21 protein-coding genes and 1 tRNA gene are annotated in these 18600 nt (G+C 61.5%); 7 read left to right on the top strand and 15 right to left on the bottom strand.

Translation table 11 applies throughout. The annotated features are described in order from the left end of the window. Positions 1-46: 46 nt before the first annotated feature. The 4 genes from R0J92_RS18025 to argB form a co-directional block, all read right to left on the bottom strand. The gene (locus R0J92_RS18025; protein ID WP_411052638.1) at positions 47-472 is read right to left on the bottom strand and encodes a GNAT family N-acetyltransferase; all 426 of its coding nucleotides are present in this window, start codon (positions 470-472) and stop codon (positions 47-49) included. Positions 473-679: 207 nt separating this feature from the next. Next, on the bottom strand, positions 680-1177 hold the full coding sequence (locus R0J92_RS18020) for a SixA phosphatase family protein (RefSeq protein ID WP_411052637.1): 498 nt from the start codon (positions 1175-1177) through the stop codon (positions 680-682). Beyond that, a complete protein-coding gene (locus tag R0J92_RS18015) occupies positions 1174-1875 on the bottom strand; it encodes a ferredoxin (RefSeq protein WP_411052636.1) in 702 nt (233 codons plus the stop codon). The genes R0J92_RS18020 and R0J92_RS18015 overlap by 4 nt, the downstream gene beginning before the upstream one ends. Before the next feature lie 80 nt (positions 1876-1955). Further along, positions 1956-2816, bottom strand: a complete 861-nt coding sequence (argB, locus tag R0J92_RS18010) for an acetylglutamate kinase (RefSeq protein WP_411052635.1) — start codon at positions 2814-2816, stop codon at positions 1956-1958. Between the two features lie 176 nt (positions 2817-2992). On the opposite strand from argB, the gene R0J92_RS18005 reads away from it, so the two are divergent. Continuing rightward, entirely contained in the window at positions 2993-3724 is a 732-nt protein-coding gene (locus R0J92_RS18005) for an SDR family NAD(P)-dependent oxidoreductase (RefSeq protein ID WP_106165194.1), read from the top strand. A gap of 81 nt (positions 3725-3805) precedes the next feature. Here the strand turns inward: R0J92_RS18005 and R0J92_RS18000 are convergent, their stop codons facing one another. From R0J92_RS18000 to ttcA, 7 genes are all read right to left on the bottom strand, one after another. Next, positions 3806-5218, bottom strand: a complete 1413-nt coding sequence (locus R0J92_RS18000; RefSeq protein WP_411052634.1) for a PepSY-associated TM helix domain-containing protein — start codon at positions 5216-5218, stop codon at positions 3806-3808. 73 nt (positions 5219-5291) lie between these two features. Next, positions 5292-5642, bottom strand: coding sequence for a DUF2946 family protein (locus tag R0J92_RS17995; RefSeq protein ID WP_411052633.1), 351 nt, complete (start codon positions 5640-5642; stop codon positions 5292-5294). A gap of 16 nt (positions 5643-5658) precedes the next feature. Continuing rightward, positions 5659-6309, bottom strand: coding sequence for a ribosome biogenesis GTP-binding protein YihA/YsxC (yihA, locus tag R0J92_RS17990; protein ID WP_106165191.1), 651 nt, complete (start codon positions 6307-6309; stop codon positions 5659-5661). Beyond that, complete coding sequence (locus R0J92_RS17985) at positions 6309-7058, bottom strand: MOSC domain-containing protein (RefSeq protein ID WP_411052632.1); 750 nt, start codon at positions 7056-7058, stop codon at positions 6309-6311. Before R0J92_RS17985 ends, yihA begins: the two co-directional genes overlap by 1 nt. Beyond that, entirely contained in the window at positions 7055-8878 is a 1824-nt protein-coding gene (gene yidC / locus R0J92_RS17980) for a membrane protein insertase YidC (protein WP_106165249.1), read from the bottom strand. The genes R0J92_RS17985 and yidC overlap by 4 nt, the downstream gene beginning before the upstream one ends. A gap of 152 nt (positions 8879-9030) precedes the next feature. Beyond that, complete coding sequence (locus R0J92_RS17975) at positions 9031-10575, bottom strand: putative bifunctional diguanylate cyclase/phosphodiesterase (protein WP_411052631.1); 1545 nt, start codon at positions 10573-10575, stop codon at positions 9031-9033. A gap of 67 nt (positions 10576-10642) precedes the next feature. Then, positions 10643-11530 carry a tRNA 2-thiocytidine(32) synthetase TtcA gene (gene ttcA, locus R0J92_RS17970; RefSeq protein ID WP_411052660.1) on the bottom strand — a complete coding sequence of 296 codons (888 nt, stop codon included), beginning with the start codon at positions 11528-11530 and terminating at the stop codon, positions 10643-10645. 134 nt (positions 11531-11664) lie between these two features. On the opposite strand from ttcA, the gene R0J92_RS17965 reads away from it, so the two are divergent. After that, positions 11665-12213, top strand: a complete 549-nt coding sequence (locus tag R0J92_RS17965; protein ID WP_411052630.1) for a DUF3833 domain-containing protein — start codon at positions 11665-11667, stop codon at positions 12211-12213. Between the two features lie 33 nt (positions 12214-12246). Here R0J92_RS17965 and yidD read toward each other — a convergent pair whose 3' ends face one another. From yidD to rpmH, 3 genes are all read right to left on the bottom strand, one after another. Next, positions 12247-12507, bottom strand: coding sequence for a membrane protein insertion efficiency factor YidD (gene yidD, locus R0J92_RS17960; RefSeq protein ID WP_106165187.1), 261 nt, complete (start codon positions 12505-12507; stop codon positions 12247-12249). Positions 12508-12651: 144 nt separating this feature from the next. After that, positions 12652-13125: a ribonuclease P protein component gene (gene rnpA / locus R0J92_RS17955; protein ID WP_411052629.1), complete on the bottom strand. Its 474-nt coding sequence runs from the start codon at positions 13123-13125 to the stop codon at positions 12652-12654. Between the two features lie 30 nt (positions 13126-13155). Beyond that, positions 13156-13290, bottom strand: coding sequence for a 50S ribosomal protein L34 (gene rpmH / locus R0J92_RS17950; protein ID WP_106165185.1), 135 nt, complete (start codon positions 13288-13290; stop codon positions 13156-13158). Between the two features lie 416 nt (positions 13291-13706). On the opposite strand from rpmH, the gene R0J92_RS17945 reads away from it, so the two are divergent. The 5 genes from R0J92_RS17945 to R0J92_RS17925 all read left to right on the top strand — a co-directional run bounded on the left by R0J92_RS17945 (position 13707) and on the right by R0J92_RS17925 (position 18190). Beyond that, on the top strand, positions 13707-14441 hold the full coding sequence (locus R0J92_RS17945) for a TVP38/TMEM64 family protein (protein WP_411052628.1): 735 nt from the start codon (positions 13707-13709) through the stop codon (positions 14439-14441). 3 nt (positions 14442-14444) lie between these two features. Then, positions 14445-15860, top strand: coding sequence for a dihydrolipoyl dehydrogenase family protein (locus tag R0J92_RS17940; RefSeq protein WP_411052627.1), 1416 nt, complete (start codon positions 14445-14447; stop codon positions 15858-15860). 17 nt (positions 15861-15877) lie between these two features. Continuing rightward, complete coding sequence (locus R0J92_RS17935) at positions 15878-17263, top strand: sensor histidine kinase (RefSeq protein ID WP_411052626.1); 1386 nt, start codon at positions 15878-15880, stop codon at positions 17261-17263. 80 nt (positions 17264-17343) lie between these two features. Continuing rightward, positions 17344-17420 (top strand) — tRNA-Arg (locus tag R0J92_RS17930). A 482-nt stretch (positions 17421-17902) separates the two neighbouring features. Further along, positions 17903-18190, top strand: a complete 288-nt coding sequence (locus R0J92_RS17925) for a hypothetical protein (protein WP_411052661.1) — start codon at positions 17903-17905, stop codon at positions 18188-18190. Here R0J92_RS17925 and R0J92_RS17920 read toward each other — a convergent pair. Further along, the gene (locus R0J92_RS17920) at positions 18167-18466 is read right to left on the bottom strand and encodes a PAAR domain-containing protein (protein WP_411052625.1); all 300 of its coding nucleotides are present in this window, start codon (positions 18464-18466) and stop codon (positions 18167-18169) included. The two genes, R0J92_RS17925 and R0J92_RS17920, sit on opposite strands and share 24 nt — an antisense overlap. Positions 18467-18600 lie beyond the last annotated feature (134 nt).

Here is an 18600-nt window from a genome sequence, read left to right as displayed (position 1 = left end):
CGGGCAGCGCCACATGGATGCCACCCGCCTGCCGCCCTTGAGCCCGTTAGCAGCGTCGATGCATTACAATCTCTGGGTGGCCGAAGAAGTCGTTGAGCCGTTCCTCTTCCGCCTCGAAACCATACGCCGTGTAAAAACCGCGGGCGGCGTGATTTGCGGAAAAAACGCACAAGCTTAGCTCTGCACGGGATTGTGCAGCGTGGTTCAGCAGGGCACGGCCAAGGCCCTTGCCTTGGTGCGCTGGCAGCACAAAGAGCCCGCCGACCTCCGTGCCGAGCAGGGCGATGAAGCCGACCGCAGTGCCGTTGGCTTCGATCATCCATGTTTCTGCAAGGTCGAGGAATTGGTCGCGGATCATGGCTTCTGCCTGATCCGTGTGTTCGGTGCTCAGAAACGGGTGAGCGATTGCGCTTGCGCTGCGCCAGATGTGGAGGACTGTCGGTTTGTCCGACGATGTGTAGGGTCTGATCATTGTCAGGGATATCCCGTCGTAGGCCGCGCTGAGGCGGCGAATGAATTGAGTGTGAGACGCGCACATCAACAGGAGCGGCCTAAGTAGCGACCGCTCGTGTGTGTTTAAAAGTGCGTCAGCGGCGCCGCAGCGCCCACATCAACGGGACATCAAATCTCCTGTTTCGATGTGCCTTAGATTACGCGCGGGCAAGGGGTGCCGCAATCACTATTCGCCCAGAAGTTCGCGGGGCACCACGAAATCGAGCACCCTACCGGATGCGGTTTGCAGCTGATCCCAGGAGGTGATCTCGAACTGCACCATCAGTGTGGCGCCGGTCGGATAGTCCTCAAAGCGGGAATGAGCGGGCGGGTGTTTCACGATGTCATGGGCGAACTGCATCAGGCCGGGATTGTGACCGAGGAGAAGTACATTCGATTTCGAAGCCTCGCGCAGGACGTCGAAAATGATCTGGGCGCTGGCGTGGTAGAGACGCTCGGTGAAGGTCGCAGGGGCGGGGAGCTCCATCAGCTCGTAGGTTTCACGGGTGCGCTGTGCAGAAGATGACAGGACCTGTTGCGGCTGCACGCTCTGTTGGTGCAACCAATTGCCCAGGGCGCCGGCAGAGCGACGGCCACGTTTGTTGAGAGGTCGTGCATGGTCGCTTGGTGCGTCGGTGTTCCACGCGGATTTGGCATGGCGGGTCAGAAACAAGGTGCAGGTCATGGGCGATGAAAATATCTCATGTGGTGGGTATTTTGCGCTGTTGGGCGCCCGGCACCGGCACTGAGCGGGCAGGCCCGGCGCGCAATGCAGCCCGATGCCATGCACTCCGCTCCCTGCGGCGTATCAAGGTGGTCGTGACAGGCTGCCAGCTTGTAGGGGGCGGCGTCAACCAGTGCGTGTGTCGGGCATGTAGAAAGGCAAGGGCGGGCGACACAGGTTTCACAGGGCGAGCGCGCGTATCGGGGCGTCGGGAGGGCAAATATCTCGTCAAAGTGAAGCGCTCCTCGATAGGAAATCAGCATGCCGACCTCATCATGCACCAGCATTTGCGACGGGGATGTGAAGGCACGACCAGAGGCCAGCGCCCAGGCAACGAACGGCGCGTAAGGCGGCTCACCGAAGGGAAAATATACATTGATTGCCTGCAGCTGCTCTGCCAGGGCGGTCAGCACGCGGGTGGAATAGCGATCAATGGGGTCGGGGGACGTGTCGGTGCCTTCGGGCGCAGCGCAAAACTTGTCCCAAAATGTGCTGGCTGTACCGATCAGAAGCAGCGTTCCATTGGCAACTTCGGGCGCTGGCACACGCTCTGGGTGAATGCCGCCGTAGATCATCAGGCCATGCCGGCGAAGCACAGCCAGGATGCGGTGGTAGCGATCTGTCGCGGCGGAATGTTCTGGTGGCGGGACATCAGTCATACCCCCAGCAGACGCGGAATTGGCCGCCCCTGGCAAGCGCGCAAACGACAGTCGGCCTGTCGTCTTTAACACTGGCAATTTTAGTTGCGGATCATGGATCCGGCGCCATGGTCGGTGAACAGTTCCAGCAGAACCGCGTTTGGCACCCGGCCATCGACGATGGTGCAAGCCCGCACGCCACCGCGTACCGCGGCCAGCGCGGTTTCGGTCTTGGGGATCATGCCACCGGCGATCACGCCCTCGGCGGTCATGGCATCCACATCCGCGGCCGTGAGCTCTGTGACAACAACGCCATCCGAGTTCTTGACCCCGGCGACATCCGTCAGCAGCAACAGCCGGTCCGCCCGCAGCGCGGCGGCAACGGCCCCGGCGGCGGTATCGCCGTTGATGTTGAACGTACCGCCCTCGGCGCCGGAACCGATCGGGGCGATGACCGGGATGAACTCTTTCTCGAACAGGTTCTTCAGCATGTCGGCGTTCACCTCCGACGGGGTGCCGACGAAGCCAAGCGCGGGGTCGGTCGGCTCGCAGGTGATGAGATTGGCATCCTTGCCCGACAGGCCGATACCCTTGCCGCCCTGCGCATTGATCGCCTGCACAATGCGCTTGTTGACCATGCCGGACAGGACCATTTCGACCACTTCCATGGTGGCGGCATCGGTCACTCGCTTGCCGTTGACGAATTCGGAGCGGATCTTCAGCTTGTCCAGCATTGCGTTGATCATGGGGCCGCCGCCATGCACGACAACCGGGTTTACCCCGACCTGACGCAGCAGGACCACATCGCGGGCGAAACTCTCCATGCCCTCGTCGCTGCCCATGGCGTGACCGCCGAGTTTGATCACCACGATGGCGTCGTCATAGCGCTGCAGATAGGGCAGGGCGCTCGAGAGGGTTTCGGCAGTGGCAATCCAGTCGCGGTTCATGTCTTGGGTCTTCATCGCTGTCAGGTCCTGATGCCCCGGACCGTGCCGGGGTGGGGTGTTACAAGGGTGTTACGCATTTCCGCAGCATCTGCCAAGGATGATCTGGCACGGGATGGTCTACGCGGCATTGCCGTCACGGGTGCGGGTGCTAGTGTCGCGGGCATTGAGTCACCCGCGAAAGGATCCGCGTCATGCGTCGCAAAACCCTGCTTTTGACCGGCGCAAGCCGCGGTATCGGCCATGCCACCGTGCGCCGGTTCAACGCCGAGGGCTGGCGGGTCATCACCTGTTCGCGCCAGCCGTTTCCAAAGGAATGTCCCTGGGGCGGCGGGGAGGAAAACCATGTGCAGCTGGATCTGTCGGACCCTTCGGATACCATCAACGCCGTTGGGGTGATCCAGGAACGGCTTGAGGGCGGCAAGCTTGATGCGCTGGTGAACAATGCCGGCGTCTCACCCAAGGGGCCCGAGGGGGAGCGGCTGAGCACGCTCAACACCGATCTGATGGATTGGGCCAAGGTGTTTCACGTCAACTTCTTTGCCTCGGTCGTGCTGGCGCGCGGCCTGAAGGAGGAGCTGGCAGCGGCGAAGGGATCGGTGGTCAACGTGACCTCGATTGCTGGCAGTCGAGTGCATCCGTTTGCGGGTGCGGCCTACGCCACCTCAAAGGCGGCGCTCGCGGCGCTGACGCGGGAGATGGCGCATGACTTCGGTCCGCTTGGGGTGCGGGTGAACGCGATCGCGCCGGGCGAGGTCGAGACCTCCATCCTCAGCCCCGGCACCGACAAGATCGTTGAGCAGTTGCCGATGCGCCGTCTGGGGCAGCCGTCGGAGGTGGCGGATGCGATCTATTTCCTCTGTTCGGAACACAGCAGCTATATCTCCGGCACCGAGATCGAAGTGAACGGTGCGCAGCACGTCTGACGCGGCCTTTATTGGCGGGCCGCTGAAGGTCCACCGTGTGGGAGATCCCTCCGCAGCGGTGAGACTGCGGAGGGCAAACCGTCAGCTGACGGCGCGTTTCAGACGTGGCAGGTTCGACAGCAACAGCACATCCAGTGTCAGGACCGCCAGAAGCGTGAGGCCCACCAGCGGAAAGGCGAGGGATGTGAGCAGACCGATCAGGACTGCCCCTTTCCAGAACGGCAGATCCTGCGGTACCGGCGGCGCTGCAAGGCGACCGGCGCGCGTGGGGCGGCGTTTTAGCCACATGACCACGCCTGAGACACAAACAAAGATCACTGACAGGCAGAACACGGTGTTCAGCACAATATTCCACAGGCCCATGTCGCCTTCGTGGAAGGCGATGCCCACGGCCATGGACTTGCCCGCCAGCGAATAGTCGGAGAATTGGACATCGGCTAGGATCTTGCCGGTGAACTGGTCGACATGCACGGTACGGTCACAGGTCGGGCAGGCGCTGTCGTTGCTCATGCTGTCCTGGTTGAGAGTGAAAACACCGGCGTCATCGCGCGGGAACACGATGCGGAAACGGCCCTGATAGCCAAGCGCGCGGCCAAGCGCGTAGATGCTGTCTGCCGTGGCCACGGTGCCTTCGGGCAGGCCTGTGATCCCTGCGTCTGATCCGGATTCGGGCATCGGAGTTTGCTCCAGCGCCCAAGGCACGTCCTTCATGGCGCCATGGTTCATGTGACCGGCATGGGTGTTGTCCGACAGGGGCACCGCGTCCCATTTCTGGGCGGGAAAGGTCGACCAGGCCTGCACGAACCGCTCGCCCCAAATGCCCGCCCAAGACAGACCAGAGACAAGAAACACCACCAATATCAGCGAGATATAGACGCCGATCACCGCATGCAGGCTCTTCCACAGGGCGCGGCCCTTCGCGGCAAGCCGGGGAACAAAGGCAGAGGTCCAGTCCCCACGCGGCCACCAAAGGTAGAGGCCAGTCAGCACCAGCACGATGGCCAGACCGGCCGCAATTTCGATCAGCCGGTCACCTGTGTCGCCGATCAGCAGGGTGCCATGGATGTCGGATAGGAAATCATACCACCCGGCGCGGCGATCCCAGCTTTCCACGACCTCGGCCGTGTAGGGATCGACGGCGACCATGCGGTTGCCGCCTTCCACGGCGACCCGCACAACGGCGGCGCGGTCGTCGGCCTTCGGGCCGATCCACTCAATCAGTGTGGCGCCGGGAATGGCATCCACTGCAGCTTGGGTTTGCAGCTCGATGGGCTGCACGGTCTCGCCGACAGGCACGGCGACATACTCGCCGTCACGCCCGTCAAAGACCGAGATATACATCATGCCGAGGCCGGTGAGCGCCAGCATGATGAGGAAGGGGATCACGTAGAGGCCAGCGTAGAAGTGCCAGCGCCATGCGGCGAAATAAAATTTTTGCGACAGGTTCGGGGCGGCAGGACGGCTGTCCATGCCTGCGGTTTGGCTCAGTGCCATTGAGAGAGATCTCCATACCAAAAAGGGGCCGGGCCCTGGGGCGCGGTGCAGTCAAGATGACGATGTTTTGGAATCAGGAGAGGGCGGGCGGACCGCGAGCATCATAGCGCCAGTGAAACCCGGCGGGGTGATGAGTGAAAGGGGCGCGGAACCACAGGTCCCGCTCCGGCCCCATCAGGGGCAATGGCAACTCGACCGCCTGATGCGCCGCCAGCGGCGGGTGTGAGGCGAAGGGGCAATGTCGATTGCCGTGGTCGTCCTCTTCATGCGCTGGCGTATAATCATCAAGTTCGACCCACATCTCCTGTGGGCCGTCCCCGGTACAGAGCACAAGCAGCATCTTGCCGTCCTGCGCCGACATCGGCATCCAGCCCGCCGGAACCAGTCCGGCGATCAGGATGGCCAGCAGGCCCAAGTATGGCACAAGGCGGCGCAGAGGCTTAGTCCAGATGCGCGATGATGGATCGCAGGGTGGCGATGCCATCGCCCTTTTCCGAGGAGGTCAGCACGATCTCGGGATAGGCTGCGGGATGTTTGGACAGCGCCTCGCGCACCTGATCGAGGATCTTGGCGCGGTCCTTGTCCTTGACCTTGTCGGCCTTGGTCATCACCACCTGGAACGTCACGGCAGAGGTGTCCAGCAGCTTCATGATCTCTTCATCGACCTTCTTCACGCCATGGCGGGTGTCGATCAGCACAAAGGCGCGGCGCAGGGTTTGGCGGCCGGAAAGATACTGTTTCAGAAGGCGCTGCCATTTCTCCACCACCGCCAGCGGCGCATTGGCATAGCCATAGCCGGGCAGGTCAACGAGGTAGAGCTCGGGCCCTTGGGTGAAGTAGTTGATTTCCTGCGTGCGTCCCGGTGTGTTCGAGGCACGGGCCAGGCCCTTGGTGCCGGTCAGCGCGTTGATCAGCGAGGATTTCCCGACATTGGAACGCCCGGCAAAGCAGACCTCCATCCGGTCTGCAGGCGGCAGGCCGGACATGGCGACCACGCCTTTTACGAACTCCGATTGCCCGGCAAAGAGCTTGCGCCCTGTTTCATGGGCAATGGCTTCGGGCTCTTCAGCGAGGGGGAAGGGCAATTGCATCAAAGAACCTCTATGGTGTCGGCGAGAGCGATTTCGCCATCGCACAGGACCTTGGCACGGATGCCAAAATCGGTGTGACCCCAATGTTCGCGCAGGGCCTTGAGCGTATTGGCATCGCGCGCGCCGGTGTCGGGGTTTGTTTCCGTGGCGCGGCAGCGGGTGATCCGGTCGACCACCTGAAGGCGCACCGTGCCGATTTGCAGCGTCTTGCCGATCCAGTCGAATTCGGCAAACGGCTCGGTGCCATCAATCCAGAGATTCCCGCGAAAGCGACGCGGGTCCAGCTCTTGCCCCAGAGCGTCGCCAAGGGCGCGCAGGGAGGCGAGAGACAGAATGGAGAGTGCGGGGAAGCTTGCATCGGCCATGCCGCCCTCCGGGGCGGAAATCAGGCTGTGCGGCTGCGGACGCTCCGCCGGGTAGATCGGTTGGAGCCATTCCACAAGCTGGTCGCTGTCGCTGGCGGGGTTCAGGGTGATCTCACCCTGTTTGGGGTGGCGCAGGGTAATCCGGGTGCCCTCGGCATCGGTGCGGGTTTCGGCGGTCACGGCCATCAGTTCCGGACCGAAACAGCCCCGCGCAAAGTTGCGACAGGGCTGCCATGCGCCGGTATCTTCTGCCTTGCCCGTCAACACGGCCCAGGCCCTGTCCAAAGGCATGGGTCCGCCTGTTTCCAAACGGACCCCTGTGAGTGGTTCGGCCCCGATCCCCTTGATCGGGTGCCGCCACATTTGTTTGACAGTTGCTGTCATTCTTTCTCTGCCTTGGGCTTCTTCTTGAAGCTGGACTTGATGTTGCCAAAGACATCCGGCGAATACCCGTGCTTGCGCATGATCAGATACTGCTGGGTGAAGGTAATCACGTTGTTGGTGATCCAGTAGACCACGAGGCCCGACGCAAAACCACCCAGCATGAACATGAAGACCCAAGGCATCCAGGCAAAGATCATCGCCTGCGTTTCATCCGTGGGTGCCGGGTTCAGCTTTTGCTGCAGCCACATGGAGACACCGAGCAGGATCGGAAGGACGCCGATGAACACCAGCGCAAGGATCGAATCCACAGGCGGTGCCCCCCAGGGCAACAGGCCGAAGAGGTTGTAGAGCGACGTCGGATCGGGCGCAGAGAGGTCGCGGAAAACACCAAAGAAGGCCGAGTGGCGCAGCTCCAGCGTCACGAAGATCACCTTGTAGAGGGAGAAGAAGATCGGGATCTGGATCAGGATCGGCAGACAGCCTGCCGCCGGATTGACCTTCTCGCGCTTGTAAAGCTCCATCATCTCCTTCTGGACCTTCTGGCGGTCGTCACCCGCGCGTTCGCGCAGCTTTTCCATCTCCGGCTGCAGTTCCTTCATCCGCGCCATGGAGGCGTAGGATTTATAGGCCAGCGGGAAAACAAGGATCTTCAGGAGGAAGGTGAGCGCGATGATTGCGACGCCCATGTTGCCGATGGCAGCGTTGAGCCAGTGCAGCACCGCAAAGATCGGCTTGGTGAAGAAGAAGAACCAGCCCCAGTCGATGGAGTCGAGAAAGCCGTCGATACCGCCGCGCTCATACTCGCGGATGGTGGCCCATTCCTTGGCGCCTGCAAACAGCTGCGTGCTGGCAGCGGTGCTCTCGCCCGCGGCGAGCGTGACCGTCGGCAGCACCACATCGGTCTGATAGATGTCGCGGCGCTCGTCATATTTGGCAATGGAGCGGAAGGCGTCGCCGGGGCCAGGGATCAAGGTAGACATCCAGTAGTGACCGGTGAAGCCAATCCAGCCATTTTCGGTGACGGGCGTGACCTGAGCCCGCGAGCCGTCGCGCGGATCCGGGTCAAAGTCGGCCATGTCGTCATAGTCGATCTCGGCGAGTTCACCATCGGCCATGGCGACCACACCTTCATGCAGAATGAAGAAGTTTTCGAGGTTCGCCGGCAGGCCATGACGGGCAAGGGTGCCGTAGGGGGCCAGTGCGACAGAGCCGCCGGTCTGGTTGGTGACCGACTGGGTGATCGAGAACATGTAATCCGCGTCGATGGCGATTTCGCGGGTGAAGGTCAGCCCGTTGCCGTTGTCCCAGGTGAGGGTCACCGGGGTCTCCGGGGTCAGGGTCGCGCCGTCCTCTGCCTGCCACTCGGTATTTGCGGTGGGCACGTCTTCGATGCCGAGACCGGTGCCGGGGGCCCAGCCATAGAGCGCGTAGTAGGCATTGGCGTCGCCTGCGGGCGACAGCAGTGTCACGATGGGCGAATCATCGTCCAGCGTCTCGCGGTAGTCTTTCAGCTTGAGGTCATCGATGCGTCCGCCCGTGAGCGAGATGGAGCCTTCGACACGGGGGGTGTTGATCTCCACGCGCGGTGTGTCCGCAACGGTCTGCGTTTCGGTGGCGGCCGCGTCGACCTCACCGGTTGCCGCACCTGCTGCGGGCGCGGCCGCAGGGGCCGATGTCCCGTCTGGGGCCGCGATGGTCTCTGCCACCTGGGCCTCCGGTTGCGGAGCCTCTTCCGGGGGAGGAAAGAAGAAGTACCAGCCGAGAATCACGAGGAAACTCAGAGCGGTTGCGAGCAGTAGATTCTTGTTCTGATCGTCCATCTGGACAGCCACCTCATGCATGCAAAGACAGGGTGTGGTTCAACAGAGGTCGGTCATGAAGGTCAAGGGAAATCCGGGCACGGCAAGGGTTGCAAGGGGGCGAATCCCCAAAAAACATTGGGAATCACGCGTCGAGCCGCATCAAGGCAGGTTTAGTGGCTCTGGCGGCCAATCACTGGAGCGTCCTGCAGTTTCGCCTCATGTGCCACCACCCAGTCGAGTGTTTGGTCGAAGGGCATCGGGCGTCCGATGCCAAAGCCCTGCACATGATCGCAGCCCAGTTGCGCCAGCAAAGCGTGCTCGCCTGCGGTCTCCACCCCTTCACCAAGGGTTTTCAGCTCCAGCCGTTCAGCCATGGTCAGAATCGCAGCAATCAGCTTCTGTTGTTCGGGGTCATGATCGGCCTTGGTCACGAAACTGCGGTCGATCTTGATTCGCGACACCCGGAACCGGCGCACGGATGCGATGGAGGCATGGCCCGTGCCAAAGTCATCGAGGTCGATCTGGCAGCCCATCTCTCCCAGCGCGGTGATGTTGCGGGCGACCACCTCGTCTGGTTGATCGGTGACCACGGTCTCCAGCACTTCGATCGTCAGCCGATCCGGGGTAAGGCCGAACCGGTCCAGCTCCCACCGGATGCGGTTTACCAGCGCCGGGTCACGCAACTCGTCAGTGGCGAAATTTACCCCGACAGAGGGCACATCCAAGTCTGCCGCATCCCAGGATTTGATCGCAATCAGCGCCTGCTGCACCATTTGCTGGCTCAGTTTCGGCAGCAGCCCGGCCTCTTCCAATGCAGGAAGAAAGACAGAAGGCGCGATCATGCCCTGGACCGGGTGAAACCAGCGCGCCAGCGCCTCAAAGCCAGAGACGCGACCTGTGTCGGTGCTGAGCTGCGGTTGGAACCAGGCCTGGATCATGCCGGATTCGAGAGCCTGTGCGGCTTCTTCCTTCAGCGTGTCGCCATGATTGAGATGAATGTGGGTGTCGCTGGAGAAGGCTCGGATGCTCGATGGTCCGACGTTGAGCGCCTCGTCCAGTGCGGCGACGGCACAGTCGAGCCAGCTGCTGGTTGCCCCCTTTGGGACGCGGTGACGCTGGCAGATGCCGATGGAGCAGGACACAAACAGCGAGGATCCGTCGAACGGAACAGGTTCCTCGATGCGCAACTGCAGCCGGCCGGCGAGCTGTATGCAGAGTTCCAGATCCAGTTGCATGATCGGGGTGAGGCAAATGGCAAACCGGTTGCGGTCCAGGCGCGCCACCGTATCGCGGTGACGCACGACAGCGCCGATCCGTTCCACCACGCGCTGTACAACAACATCCCCGGCGTCTTGACCATGGGCAGCCAACAGTTCGTCGTAATCGTCGATCTCGATCACCAGCAGGGCGGATTTCAGTCCACAGTCCTCGGTGCGGGCAAACAGGTCCTTCACATGGCTGTCAAACCCCGGTGCCATCAGCAGGCCAGTCAGACCGTCGCGACCGGGGGCAGGCCGCGTGGCGCGGGTGAAGCTGCCCAAGAGCGCCAGCGCAACCGGCAATCCCAAGGCAACCATCATCAGCGCGCGTTCGCCACCGAACCAGAAAGCCCCGAGTGTCATTGCAGGCAAGAAAGCCAGCATAGGCGGGCCGAACACCACCTGCGAGATTCCGTCCCTGGCCCGCTGAAGGAGACGTGAATTCGGGAGTTTCATAGCAGTGGGACCTTTCGACTTCGCCGGTGGCTCTGGCTTAGACTAGGGTCCGGGTCTGACCGAGGAGTTAACGCAGTTGCGGGATTTCCTCAGAATCGTCCATATCGTCGAAATTTTTAAGGGTCAGCCCTGTGAAATCAAAGAGTTTTGGATCCAGAAGATGCGACGGACGCGCATTCATCAGCGCTCGGAACATCACCTGACGACGTCCGGGGCTGTTTGATTCCCAACCATCGAGGATCTGTTTCACCTGCTGGCGCTGCAGCCCGTCCTGACTGCCGCAAAGATCGCAAGGGATGATGGGATAGTTCATCGACCGCGCAAATTTTTCGCAATCGGCCTCCGCCACATGGGCGAGCGGGCGGAACAGGAACAGGTCGCCTTCTTCATTGACCAGCTTGGGCGGCATGGTGGCGAGACGGCCGCCATGGAAGAGGTTCATGAAGAACGTCTCCAGGATGTCATCCCGGTGATGGCCGAGCACAACCGCCGAGCAGCCTTCCTCGCGCGCGATGCGATAGAGGTTGCCGCGCCGCAGCCGCGAGCACAGCGCACAATAGGTCCGTCCGGCGGGGACCTTGTCGACAACGATGGAATAGGTGTCCTGATACTCGATCCGGTGCGGGACCTGCATTTTTTCCAGGAACTCCGGCAACACTGTCGCCGGGAACCCTGGCTGGCCCTGATCGAGGTTGCAGGCCAGGAGATCAACAGGCAGCAGTCCGCGCCATTTCAGCTCATGAAGTACGGCGAGCAGCGTATAGGAGTCCTTGCCGCCAGACAGGCAGACCAGCCACTTGGGAACGGAGCCGTCCTCGCGGTGTTCGACCATGCCATATTGCTCCACCGCCTCGCGCGTCGCGCGCACGATCCGCTTGCGGAGCTTCTTGAACTCGGTGGTCTGTGGCGCGCCGTGAAACAGCGGGTGAATGTGGTCTTGATCCTGATCCAGCATATCCGCCGGGTAGCGCCTGTCTGAGCGCTTGCCAAGTAAAACCTGCATGGCTCGCTGCAAACTGATGCAAGTGTTTTCGATCCGGGGCGGGGTACCAAGCGTATCATTGGTATCAAACGCAAGGAGGGGTCAGGATGAAACTGCTATGGCGCGGCGTGGCTGCGAGTGTTGGTGTGGTTGCGCTCTTGGGGCTTGGCAGCTGCGGGCGGCCCTCTCTGGAGGATGCCAAGCTCAGCGATCGTCAGCTCAATCTTGAGGAATATTTTGACGGAAAAACAGTGGCCTATGGGCAGTTCAAGGACCGGTTCGGCACCGTGCGACGCCGCTTCAAGGTCGAGATCGACGGGGCGTGGGATGGCAAGACACTCACGTTGAAGGAACAGTTCGCTTATGCGGATGGAACCGCAGAGGTCCGCAACTGGAGCCTCACCAAGACCGGTGACGACAGCTGGACCGGAACAGCGCCGGGCGTGCAGGGGCAGGCCACCGGGCGCGAAGTGGGCGATACCTTCAACTGGACCTACACCATCGACCTGCCCATGCCGGACGGCGAGACTATGCGGGTCGCGTTTGATGACTGGATGTGGCTGCAGGAGGATGGGCGGCTGTTGAACATCGCCTATATGGAGCGGTTCGGGGTGACCCTCGGCGAGGTGACGATCTTCTTTGAGCAGCGCCTTTGAGGTCCCCCTTGATGTCGGGGTGAGAGTTGATCTTTAGGAATCGTGCTTGCAGCTGCAGTCATGGTCCGGATCGGCCCCCGGAACCGGATCATAGCCGGAGCTGCCAAAGGGATGGCAGCGCCCGATGCGGCGCAGCATCAGCCATGTGCCGCGAATAGGGCCGTGGCGCTCCAGTGCCTCCAGCGCGTAGGCTGAACAGGTGGGCTGATAGCGACAGTTGAAGCCCACCCAGGGACTGAACAACAGCCGGTAGCCGCGCACGGGCAGTGCGATGAGGTGAGCAAGAAAGCGCATGGGGTCTGACATAGGGGGCTGCCGACGGGCGTGCAACCGCGCTTGATCGCGGCGTTCGGGTCTATATAGCCCAATGCTGGCGGAGACATGCCAATGCAGCCGAGGTGTGCGGAAGCGCGCTCGTGCGCCGGATGCGTTGAGGCGTTAGGATCTGTGGATCTTGCGCAGGGCGTAAAGGAAGTCTTTTTGCATCTGCTCGAAGGGGCGCGTCGTGGTTTCTCCCGCGCGACCGATCAGCACGTAGTCCCAGCCGGGCTGGCCGTGATCCTGCAGCAGAAGCCGTGCGATTTCGCGCAGGCGGCGTTTGGCACGGTTGCGGGTGACCGCGTTGCCGACCTTCTTGGAGCAGGTATAGCCTACACGAAACGGGCCGTCGTCATCACGCTTGCGCCCCTGCACCATCATCGACTGAGTGCCCTGCTTGCGCGCCCGGGCGGCAGCGATGAAATCACCGCGCTTGGTCAGGATCTCCATTCCCGCCCGCACCTTGGCCGGTCGGGCTGGGCGCGGCGCGCGCGTGGTCACGGTAGGGGGTGCGACAGATGCGCAAACGGACACCGCCGGAGGCTGTGTCCCTTGGTCAGCAATGCCATCCATGGGAGCCTCCGGCGGTGTCATGTCCGTCAGAACCTGTCTCTGAGCGCGGTATTATGCGCTCAGGGACTTGCGGCCACGTGCGCGGCGCGAGTTCAGAATCTTGCGGCCGCCTTTGGTGGCCATGCGCGCACGGAAGCCGTGACGACGTTTGCGAACCAAGTTCGAAGGCTGAAAGGTGCGTTTCATCGCTCCGGTCTCCAATTATATATCATCGGGTACGGCGCGGAATGGCCCCCCGGGGTCTATCTCGAAGCCCGGTCTCTAGACGCCTGTCGCCGCTCTGTCAAACCCAATGGGCGCAATTTCCGCCCTGCCTGCCATATTTCCGTTAAAAAACGCGTTCTGCCACGGATGCGTAGCGGTAAATCATCAGGAAGCTGGCTGATATCACCTGCGCAGAGGGAATCACCAGCATGGAAATGTTTCAGTTTTGCTGCTCCCGGGGCCAGACGATCACGAAACAGCGGATTGCCTTCAAGCGGGCGTGAGAGAGGCTGCGCCGCTCTCGCCAGCACCACATCTTCGACGCTAGAGCAATGGGCATGATGACCATTCGGGGTAGCCCAGCGTACGGCCCCCATCCCTGCAAGGATCTGACGACGATGGACGAGACACCAAGCAACCTTTCCCGCAAAAGCTGGCTTCGGCATGTGCCACTGGCGCTGGTGGGCCTCGTCGCCATCGTCGGAGCGGTCACATTGGGGGATGTGCTGTCCTTTGACACATTGCGTGACAACCGCGAGGCGCTGCTGGCGTTCCGGGACCAGAATTATGCGGTCATGGCACTGACCTTCCTTGCCGCTTATATCGTGATTGTTGCCTTTTCATTGCCGGGGGCGGCTGTGGCCTCGGTCACTGGCGGTTTCCTGTTTGGTCTGGTGGCAGGCACAGGAATCAACGTGCTTGCCGCCACCATAGGTGCGATGGCAATCTTCCTCGCCGCCCGCTGGGGGCTGGGGGCGACGTTGTCAGCCAAAATGGAGGCAAGCGAGGGCCGTATCCACAAGCTCAAGACTGCGCTGCACGATGCAGAGGTCGAAGTGCTGCTTCTGTTGCGACTGGTGCCGGCGGTTCCCTTCTTTGTAGCCAACCTGCTGCCGGCGCTTGTTGGGGTGAAGATCTGGAATTTCTTCTGGACCACGGCGTTGGGGATCATACCCGGCGCCATTGTCTTTACCTGGATCGGGGTCGGGCTGGGCGAGGTGTTTGACCGTGGTGGCAGCCCGGATCTGAGCCTGTTGTGGGAGCCGCATGTGATGGGGCCGATCCTCGGACTATGTGCATTGGCGGCTCTGCCCATTCTGGTCAAAATGTTGCGCGGCAAGAAGGAACTTTGAAGAATGAAGTCGATTACCTGTGATCTCCTCGTCATCGGCGCAGGCTCTGGCGGGCTGTCTCTGGCAGCAGGGGCCAGCCAGATGGGCGCTGATGTGGTTCTCCTCGAAGCGCATAAGATGGGCGGTGATTGCCTGAACTACGGCTGCGTGCCCTCCAAGGCGCTGCTGGCCAGTGGCCATGTCGCCCATGCGCATGCGCATGGGAGCGCCTTTGGTATAGAGGATCATGCGCCAGACGTGGATTACGCCGCCGCAAAGGGGCATGTGCAAGAGGTCATCGACACCATCGCACCGGTGGACAGCCAAGACCGGTTCGAGGGCTTCGGGGTGCGCGTCATCCGCGAGACAGGGCGCTTTGTCAGTCGCACGGAGGTCGAGGCCGGTGATACCCGTATCCGGGCGCGCCGGATCGTTGTGGCCACCGGGTCAAGCCCGTTTGTCCCGCCGATCCCAGGGCTGGAGGATGTGAACTACCTCACCAACGAGACGCTCTGGTCCCTGAAGGATCGCCCGGACCACCTGATTGTCATCGGCGGCGGTCCCATCGGCATGGAAATGGCGCAGGCGCATCATCGCCTCGGCAGCAAGGTCACGGTGCTGGAGGCGCAAGACGCGCTGGGCCGGGATGATCCGGAGGCCGCGGCCTTTGTGCTCGACCACTTGCGCGGCGAGGGGATTGACGTGCGGGAGCAGACCTCGGCAGAGGCTGTCCGTCAGCAGGGCGACCAGATCGTGGTGGAAACCAGCGCCGGGCCTGTCACCGGTTCGCATCTGCTGGTGGCAGTCGGGCGCAAACCCAACACGGAGGGGCTGAACCTCGACGTGGCAGAGGTGGAAACCACCAAAACCGGCATTCAGGTGGGCGCAAACCTGCGGACGACCAACCCAAGGGTCTATGCCATCGGCGATGTGGCGGGGCAGGGGCAGTTCACCCATCTGGCGGGGTATCATGCCAGCGTTATCATCCGGTCGCTGTTGTTTGCGCTGCCTGCAAAGGCCAAGACGGCGCATGTCCCGCGCGCCACTTATACTGACCCGGAAATCGCGCAGGTCGGCCTCACGGAGGCAGAGGCGCGGTCAGAATATGGCGGCAGGTTGGAGGTGGCGCGGTTCGACTACGGTCACAATGATCGCGCCATTGCCACCCGGCGGGCGACGGGGTTCATCAAGGTGATGGTGGTTGCGGGCCGCCCGGTCGGGGCCACCATCGCGGGTCATCAGGCGGGGGAGTTGATCGCCACGTGGTCGCTGGCCATCGCCAATCGCCTCAAGATGAGCCAAATCGCCGCAATGATTGCACCTTATCCGACCATCGCGGAGCTTAACAAACGGGTCGCAGGCGCGTATTTCTCCCCGAGACTATTTGAGAATTCCGTCATAAAGCGGGTTGTCCGGTTCGTGCAGCGCTGGATACCCTGAGGCGAAAACGGGGACGCATGTTAAACACGCTTTCGGGCCGATTTCTGATCCTGACGACGGTCTTCGTGATGTTGGCCGAAGTGTTGATTTTTGTCCCCTCCATTTCCCGTTTCCGCCAGGACTATCTGGAGGACCGCCTACAACGCGCTCAGATCGCCTCTCTGGCGTTGCTGGCAGACGATATGATCGAGAGCGATCTGGAAAAGGAACTGCTGGAAAACGCAGGCGTCTATAACGTGGTGCTGCGGCGCGACGAGATGCGACAGTTGGTGCTGTCCTCGCCGATCCCGCGCCCCATCGGCGCGACATTCGATCTGCGTGACGCCGGAGCGCTGACCCTGATCGGGGATGCGTTGGCGCGCCTTTACACACCACAAAACGATATCATTCGGGTGATCGGCGCGCCGGTGCGGGATGCGGGGCTGCTGATCGAGATCACCATGCAGACCGCGCCGCTTCGGGCCGAGATGATCGACTACGGCTTGCGCATCCTGCTCCTGTCGGCGGTCATCTCGGTGCTGACGGCTGTCCTGCTGTTCATTGCGGTGCGCATGGTGTTGGTGAAACCCATCAAGGGGGTGATCGGCTATATGCAGCGCTATGCGGCGGCACCGGAGGATGCCCGCGGCATCATCACGCCCAAGGCCGGTGTGATCGAGCTGCGCGAAGCCGAGGAGGCGTTGCAGAAGTTGCAGATTGAGCTGACCCATGCGTTGAAGCAGCGGGAACGGCTGGCACAGCTCGGTGGTGCCGTGGCCAAGATCAGCCATGACTTGCGCAATATCCTGACCTCTGCCCAGCTGTTCACGGACCGGATCGAGATGAGCGAAGACCCTCTGGTGCGTCGTCTGGCGCCAAAGCTGGTGAACTCCATCACCCGCGCGGTCTCCCTGTGTGAAGGAACGCTGGCGTTTGGCCGCGCGGAGGAGCCGTCCCCCACCTTCGGACGGGTCTGTCTGAGCGAGGTCGTGGATGATGTGGCCGAGAGTGAAAACCTTGCAGCCTCGGATGTGACGGTGGAAATCGTGAATGCGGTGCCGCTGCCAACTATGATCCGCTGTGACAAGGAGCAGATCTTCCGGGTGATCATGAACCTCGTGCGCAATGCGCGTCAGGCGATCATTGCCACCGGTCGTGACGGGCGCATCACGGTGTCCTTGCGCGAAGACGAAAACGACTGGTGGATTGTGATTGATGACACCGGTCCGGGGCTGCCGAAGAAAGCGCAAGACAATCTCTTCACGCCGTTTCAGGGCGGTGCGCGCAAAGGCGGCTCCGGTCTTGGTCTTGCCATCGCGGCGGAGCTTGTCAAAGGGCACGGCGGACAGCTTGCGCTGATTGCAACGGGGGGCGAGGGGACCACCTTTGAGGTCTGCCTGCCAAAGGGCGATGGCGCAGTCTGAGAGTGTTCGCAGGCCTGCCGGATTTTTTTCCATTTTGGGGTTGCACCTCCCTCGGGCCAAGAGTAAACCCCGCAATTAGTGGACCGATAGCTCAGCTGGATAGAGTACTTGACTACGAATCAAGGGGTCGGGGGTTCGAATCCTCCTCGGTCCGCCACTTCCCCCTTGTTGAACGTCAGACGAAATTGACCTACGCGTCATAAACTGACCCAATCCGCTGTTTTTGCCGTGTGGCTTGTTGCGTTGATCTGACCCTCCATTCGGAAAATCAGGGCTGATTTGCAGGTTCAGTCGGCGAAGCCGCCTGTTCCTGCTGATCTGCCACGTGGCGAACGCGGGAGGGGGCGAGGCAATGCTATTCGACCGGGTTGGTGCGGCCCGCAGGCGCAGCCGAGGACACGGCCCGGTCTAATCGGATTGCCCGAGGGGGAGGGCAGCGCCCTCTCCCTGACGGCCAGGGGCGTTTGGCTTGTCCAAACCCCGCTGGCCCACAAAACAGAAGCGGCGGGGCCATCAGCCCCGCCTCCGTGTTGCGGTCATTCAATATTGAAAACTGAGTTCACAGGTCTGGGACTAAACCGCTAGTGCTGATACCCGCATCGATGACCGTATCCAGCCCGAATACGACATGCATGCAAGGTGCAGCGATACCTTTGCTGCAAGCGCGAACGATCTCCTGAGAGCGGACCTTCGAACGGCTCCGATGACCATGGCGATGCCGCGCTCAGCTCAGATGTCAGCAAAGCGCAGTTAGCGACATTTGCAAAGTCGCCGGAACTGGCGGCAGCACGAAATGCCTATGCTGCACGAGCACTGGGCAAAGCCGCCCTTCTCAGCGTGTCGCATCGCTTTGCCCTAAATCTTAAAGGCGTGCTCGCATACAGAAAGATAGGTTTGGGTGCTTCAGTCGCCAAAGCGCACATCTGAAGAACCTGCGTCAGCTGCGCCTCCGCACGAGATTGCATCTCCCACACGACCAGCAGGTTTCCCGTTCACAAAAACCGATCCTGAGCCTGCCGACAAATTCCGCCCGTGAGCCGGAGCCGGGCAAATACCGCACCCATGATCTGCGTAAGTATCACCCTGACGAACCACTGCGATGCCGTTGACGTAGACGTCAGGCGAGGCTCCAGTCGATGGAGCCGGAGGGAAGTGGCATCCGTGTCCGGAGCCTATGTCGCCTAGTCGAGTTACTTTGGGCATTTTTGAAATCCACTCTAGTTAATTTTCATACATCAACCACTGCGTAACAACAGGAAGCCTAGGTCGTGTTGACAAAAGGGATTCACATCCGCTCGCGGGCGTGATTCAAGCTGGTATCTGTAATGGAGACCAAC

Source organism: Tritonibacter sp. SIMBA_163, assembly GCF_046535935.1.
Taxonomy (GTDB): Bacteria; Pseudomonadota; Alphaproteobacteria; order Rhodobacterales; family Rhodobacteraceae; genus Epibacterium; species Epibacterium scottomollicae.
This window is presented reverse-complemented; position numbering and strand designations above follow the sequence as displayed.

Excerpts from the sequence above, each read along its gene's own strand:
- R0J92_RS18025 (WP_411052638.1), bottom strand. The coding sequence starts at position 472 with ATGATCAGACCCTACACATCGTCGGACAAACCGACAGTCCTCCACATC.
- R0J92_RS18020 (WP_411052637.1), bottom strand. The coding sequence starts at position 1,177 with ATGACCTGCACCTTGTTTCTGACCCGCCATGCCAAATCCGCGTGGAAC.
- R0J92_RS18015 (WP_411052636.1), bottom strand. The coding sequence starts at position 1,875 with ATGACTGATGTCCCGCCACCAGAACATTCCGCCGCGACAGATCGCTAC.
- argB (WP_411052635.1), bottom strand. The coding sequence starts at position 2,816 with ATGAAGACCCAAGACATGAACCGCGACTGGATTGCCACTGCCGAAACC.
- R0J92_RS18005 (WP_106165194.1), top strand. The coding sequence starts at position 2,993 with ATGCGTCGCAAAACCCTGCTTTTGACCGGCGCAAGCCGCGGTATCGGC.
- R0J92_RS18000 (WP_411052634.1), bottom strand. The coding sequence starts at position 5,218 with ATGGCACTGAGCCAAACCGCAGGCATGGACAGCCGTCCTGCCGCCCCG.
- yihA (WP_106165191.1), bottom strand. The coding sequence starts at position 6,309 with ATGCAATTGCCCTTCCCCCTCGCTGAAGAGCCCGAAGCCATTGCCCAT.
- R0J92_RS17985 (WP_411052632.1), bottom strand. The coding sequence starts at position 7,058 with ATGACAGCAACTGTCAAACAAATGTGGCGGCACCCGATCAAGGGGATC.
- yidC (WP_106165249.1), bottom strand. The coding sequence starts at position 8,878 with ATGGACGATCAGAACAAGAATCTACTGCTCGCAACCGCTCTGAGTTTC.
- R0J92_RS17975 (WP_411052631.1), bottom strand. The coding sequence starts at position 10,575 with ATGAAACTCCCGAATTCACGTCTCCTTCAGCGGGCCAGGGACGGAATC.
- ttcA (WP_411052660.1), bottom strand. The coding sequence starts at position 11,530 with ATGCTGGATCAGGATCAAGACCACATTCACCCGCTGTTTCACGGCGCG.
- R0J92_RS17965 (WP_411052630.1), top strand. The coding sequence starts at position 11,665 with ATGAAACTGCTATGGCGCGGCGTGGCTGCGAGTGTTGGTGTGGTTGCG.
- yidD (WP_106165187.1), bottom strand. The coding sequence starts at position 12,507 with ATGCGCTTTCTTGCTCACCTCATCGCACTGCCCGTGCGCGGCTACCGG.
- rnpA (WP_411052629.1), bottom strand. The coding sequence starts at position 13,125 with ATGACACCGCCGGAGGCTCCCATGGATGGCATTGCTGACCAAGGGACA.
- rpmH (WP_106165185.1), bottom strand. The coding sequence starts at position 13,290 with ATGAAACGCACCTTTCAGCCTTCGAACTTGGTTCGCAAACGTCGTCAC.
- R0J92_RS17945 (WP_411052628.1), top strand. The coding sequence starts at position 13,707 with ATGGACGAGACACCAAGCAACCTTTCCCGCAAAAGCTGGCTTCGGCAT.
- R0J92_RS17940 (WP_411052627.1), top strand. The coding sequence starts at position 14,445 with ATGAAGTCGATTACCTGTGATCTCCTCGTCATCGGCGCAGGCTCTGGC.
- R0J92_RS17935 (WP_411052626.1), top strand. The coding sequence starts at position 15,878 with ATGTTAAACACGCTTTCGGGCCGATTTCTGATCCTGACGACGGTCTTC.
- R0J92_RS17920 (WP_411052625.1), bottom strand. The coding sequence starts at position 18,466 with ATGCCCAAAGTAACTCGACTAGGCGACATAGGCTCCGGACACGGATGC.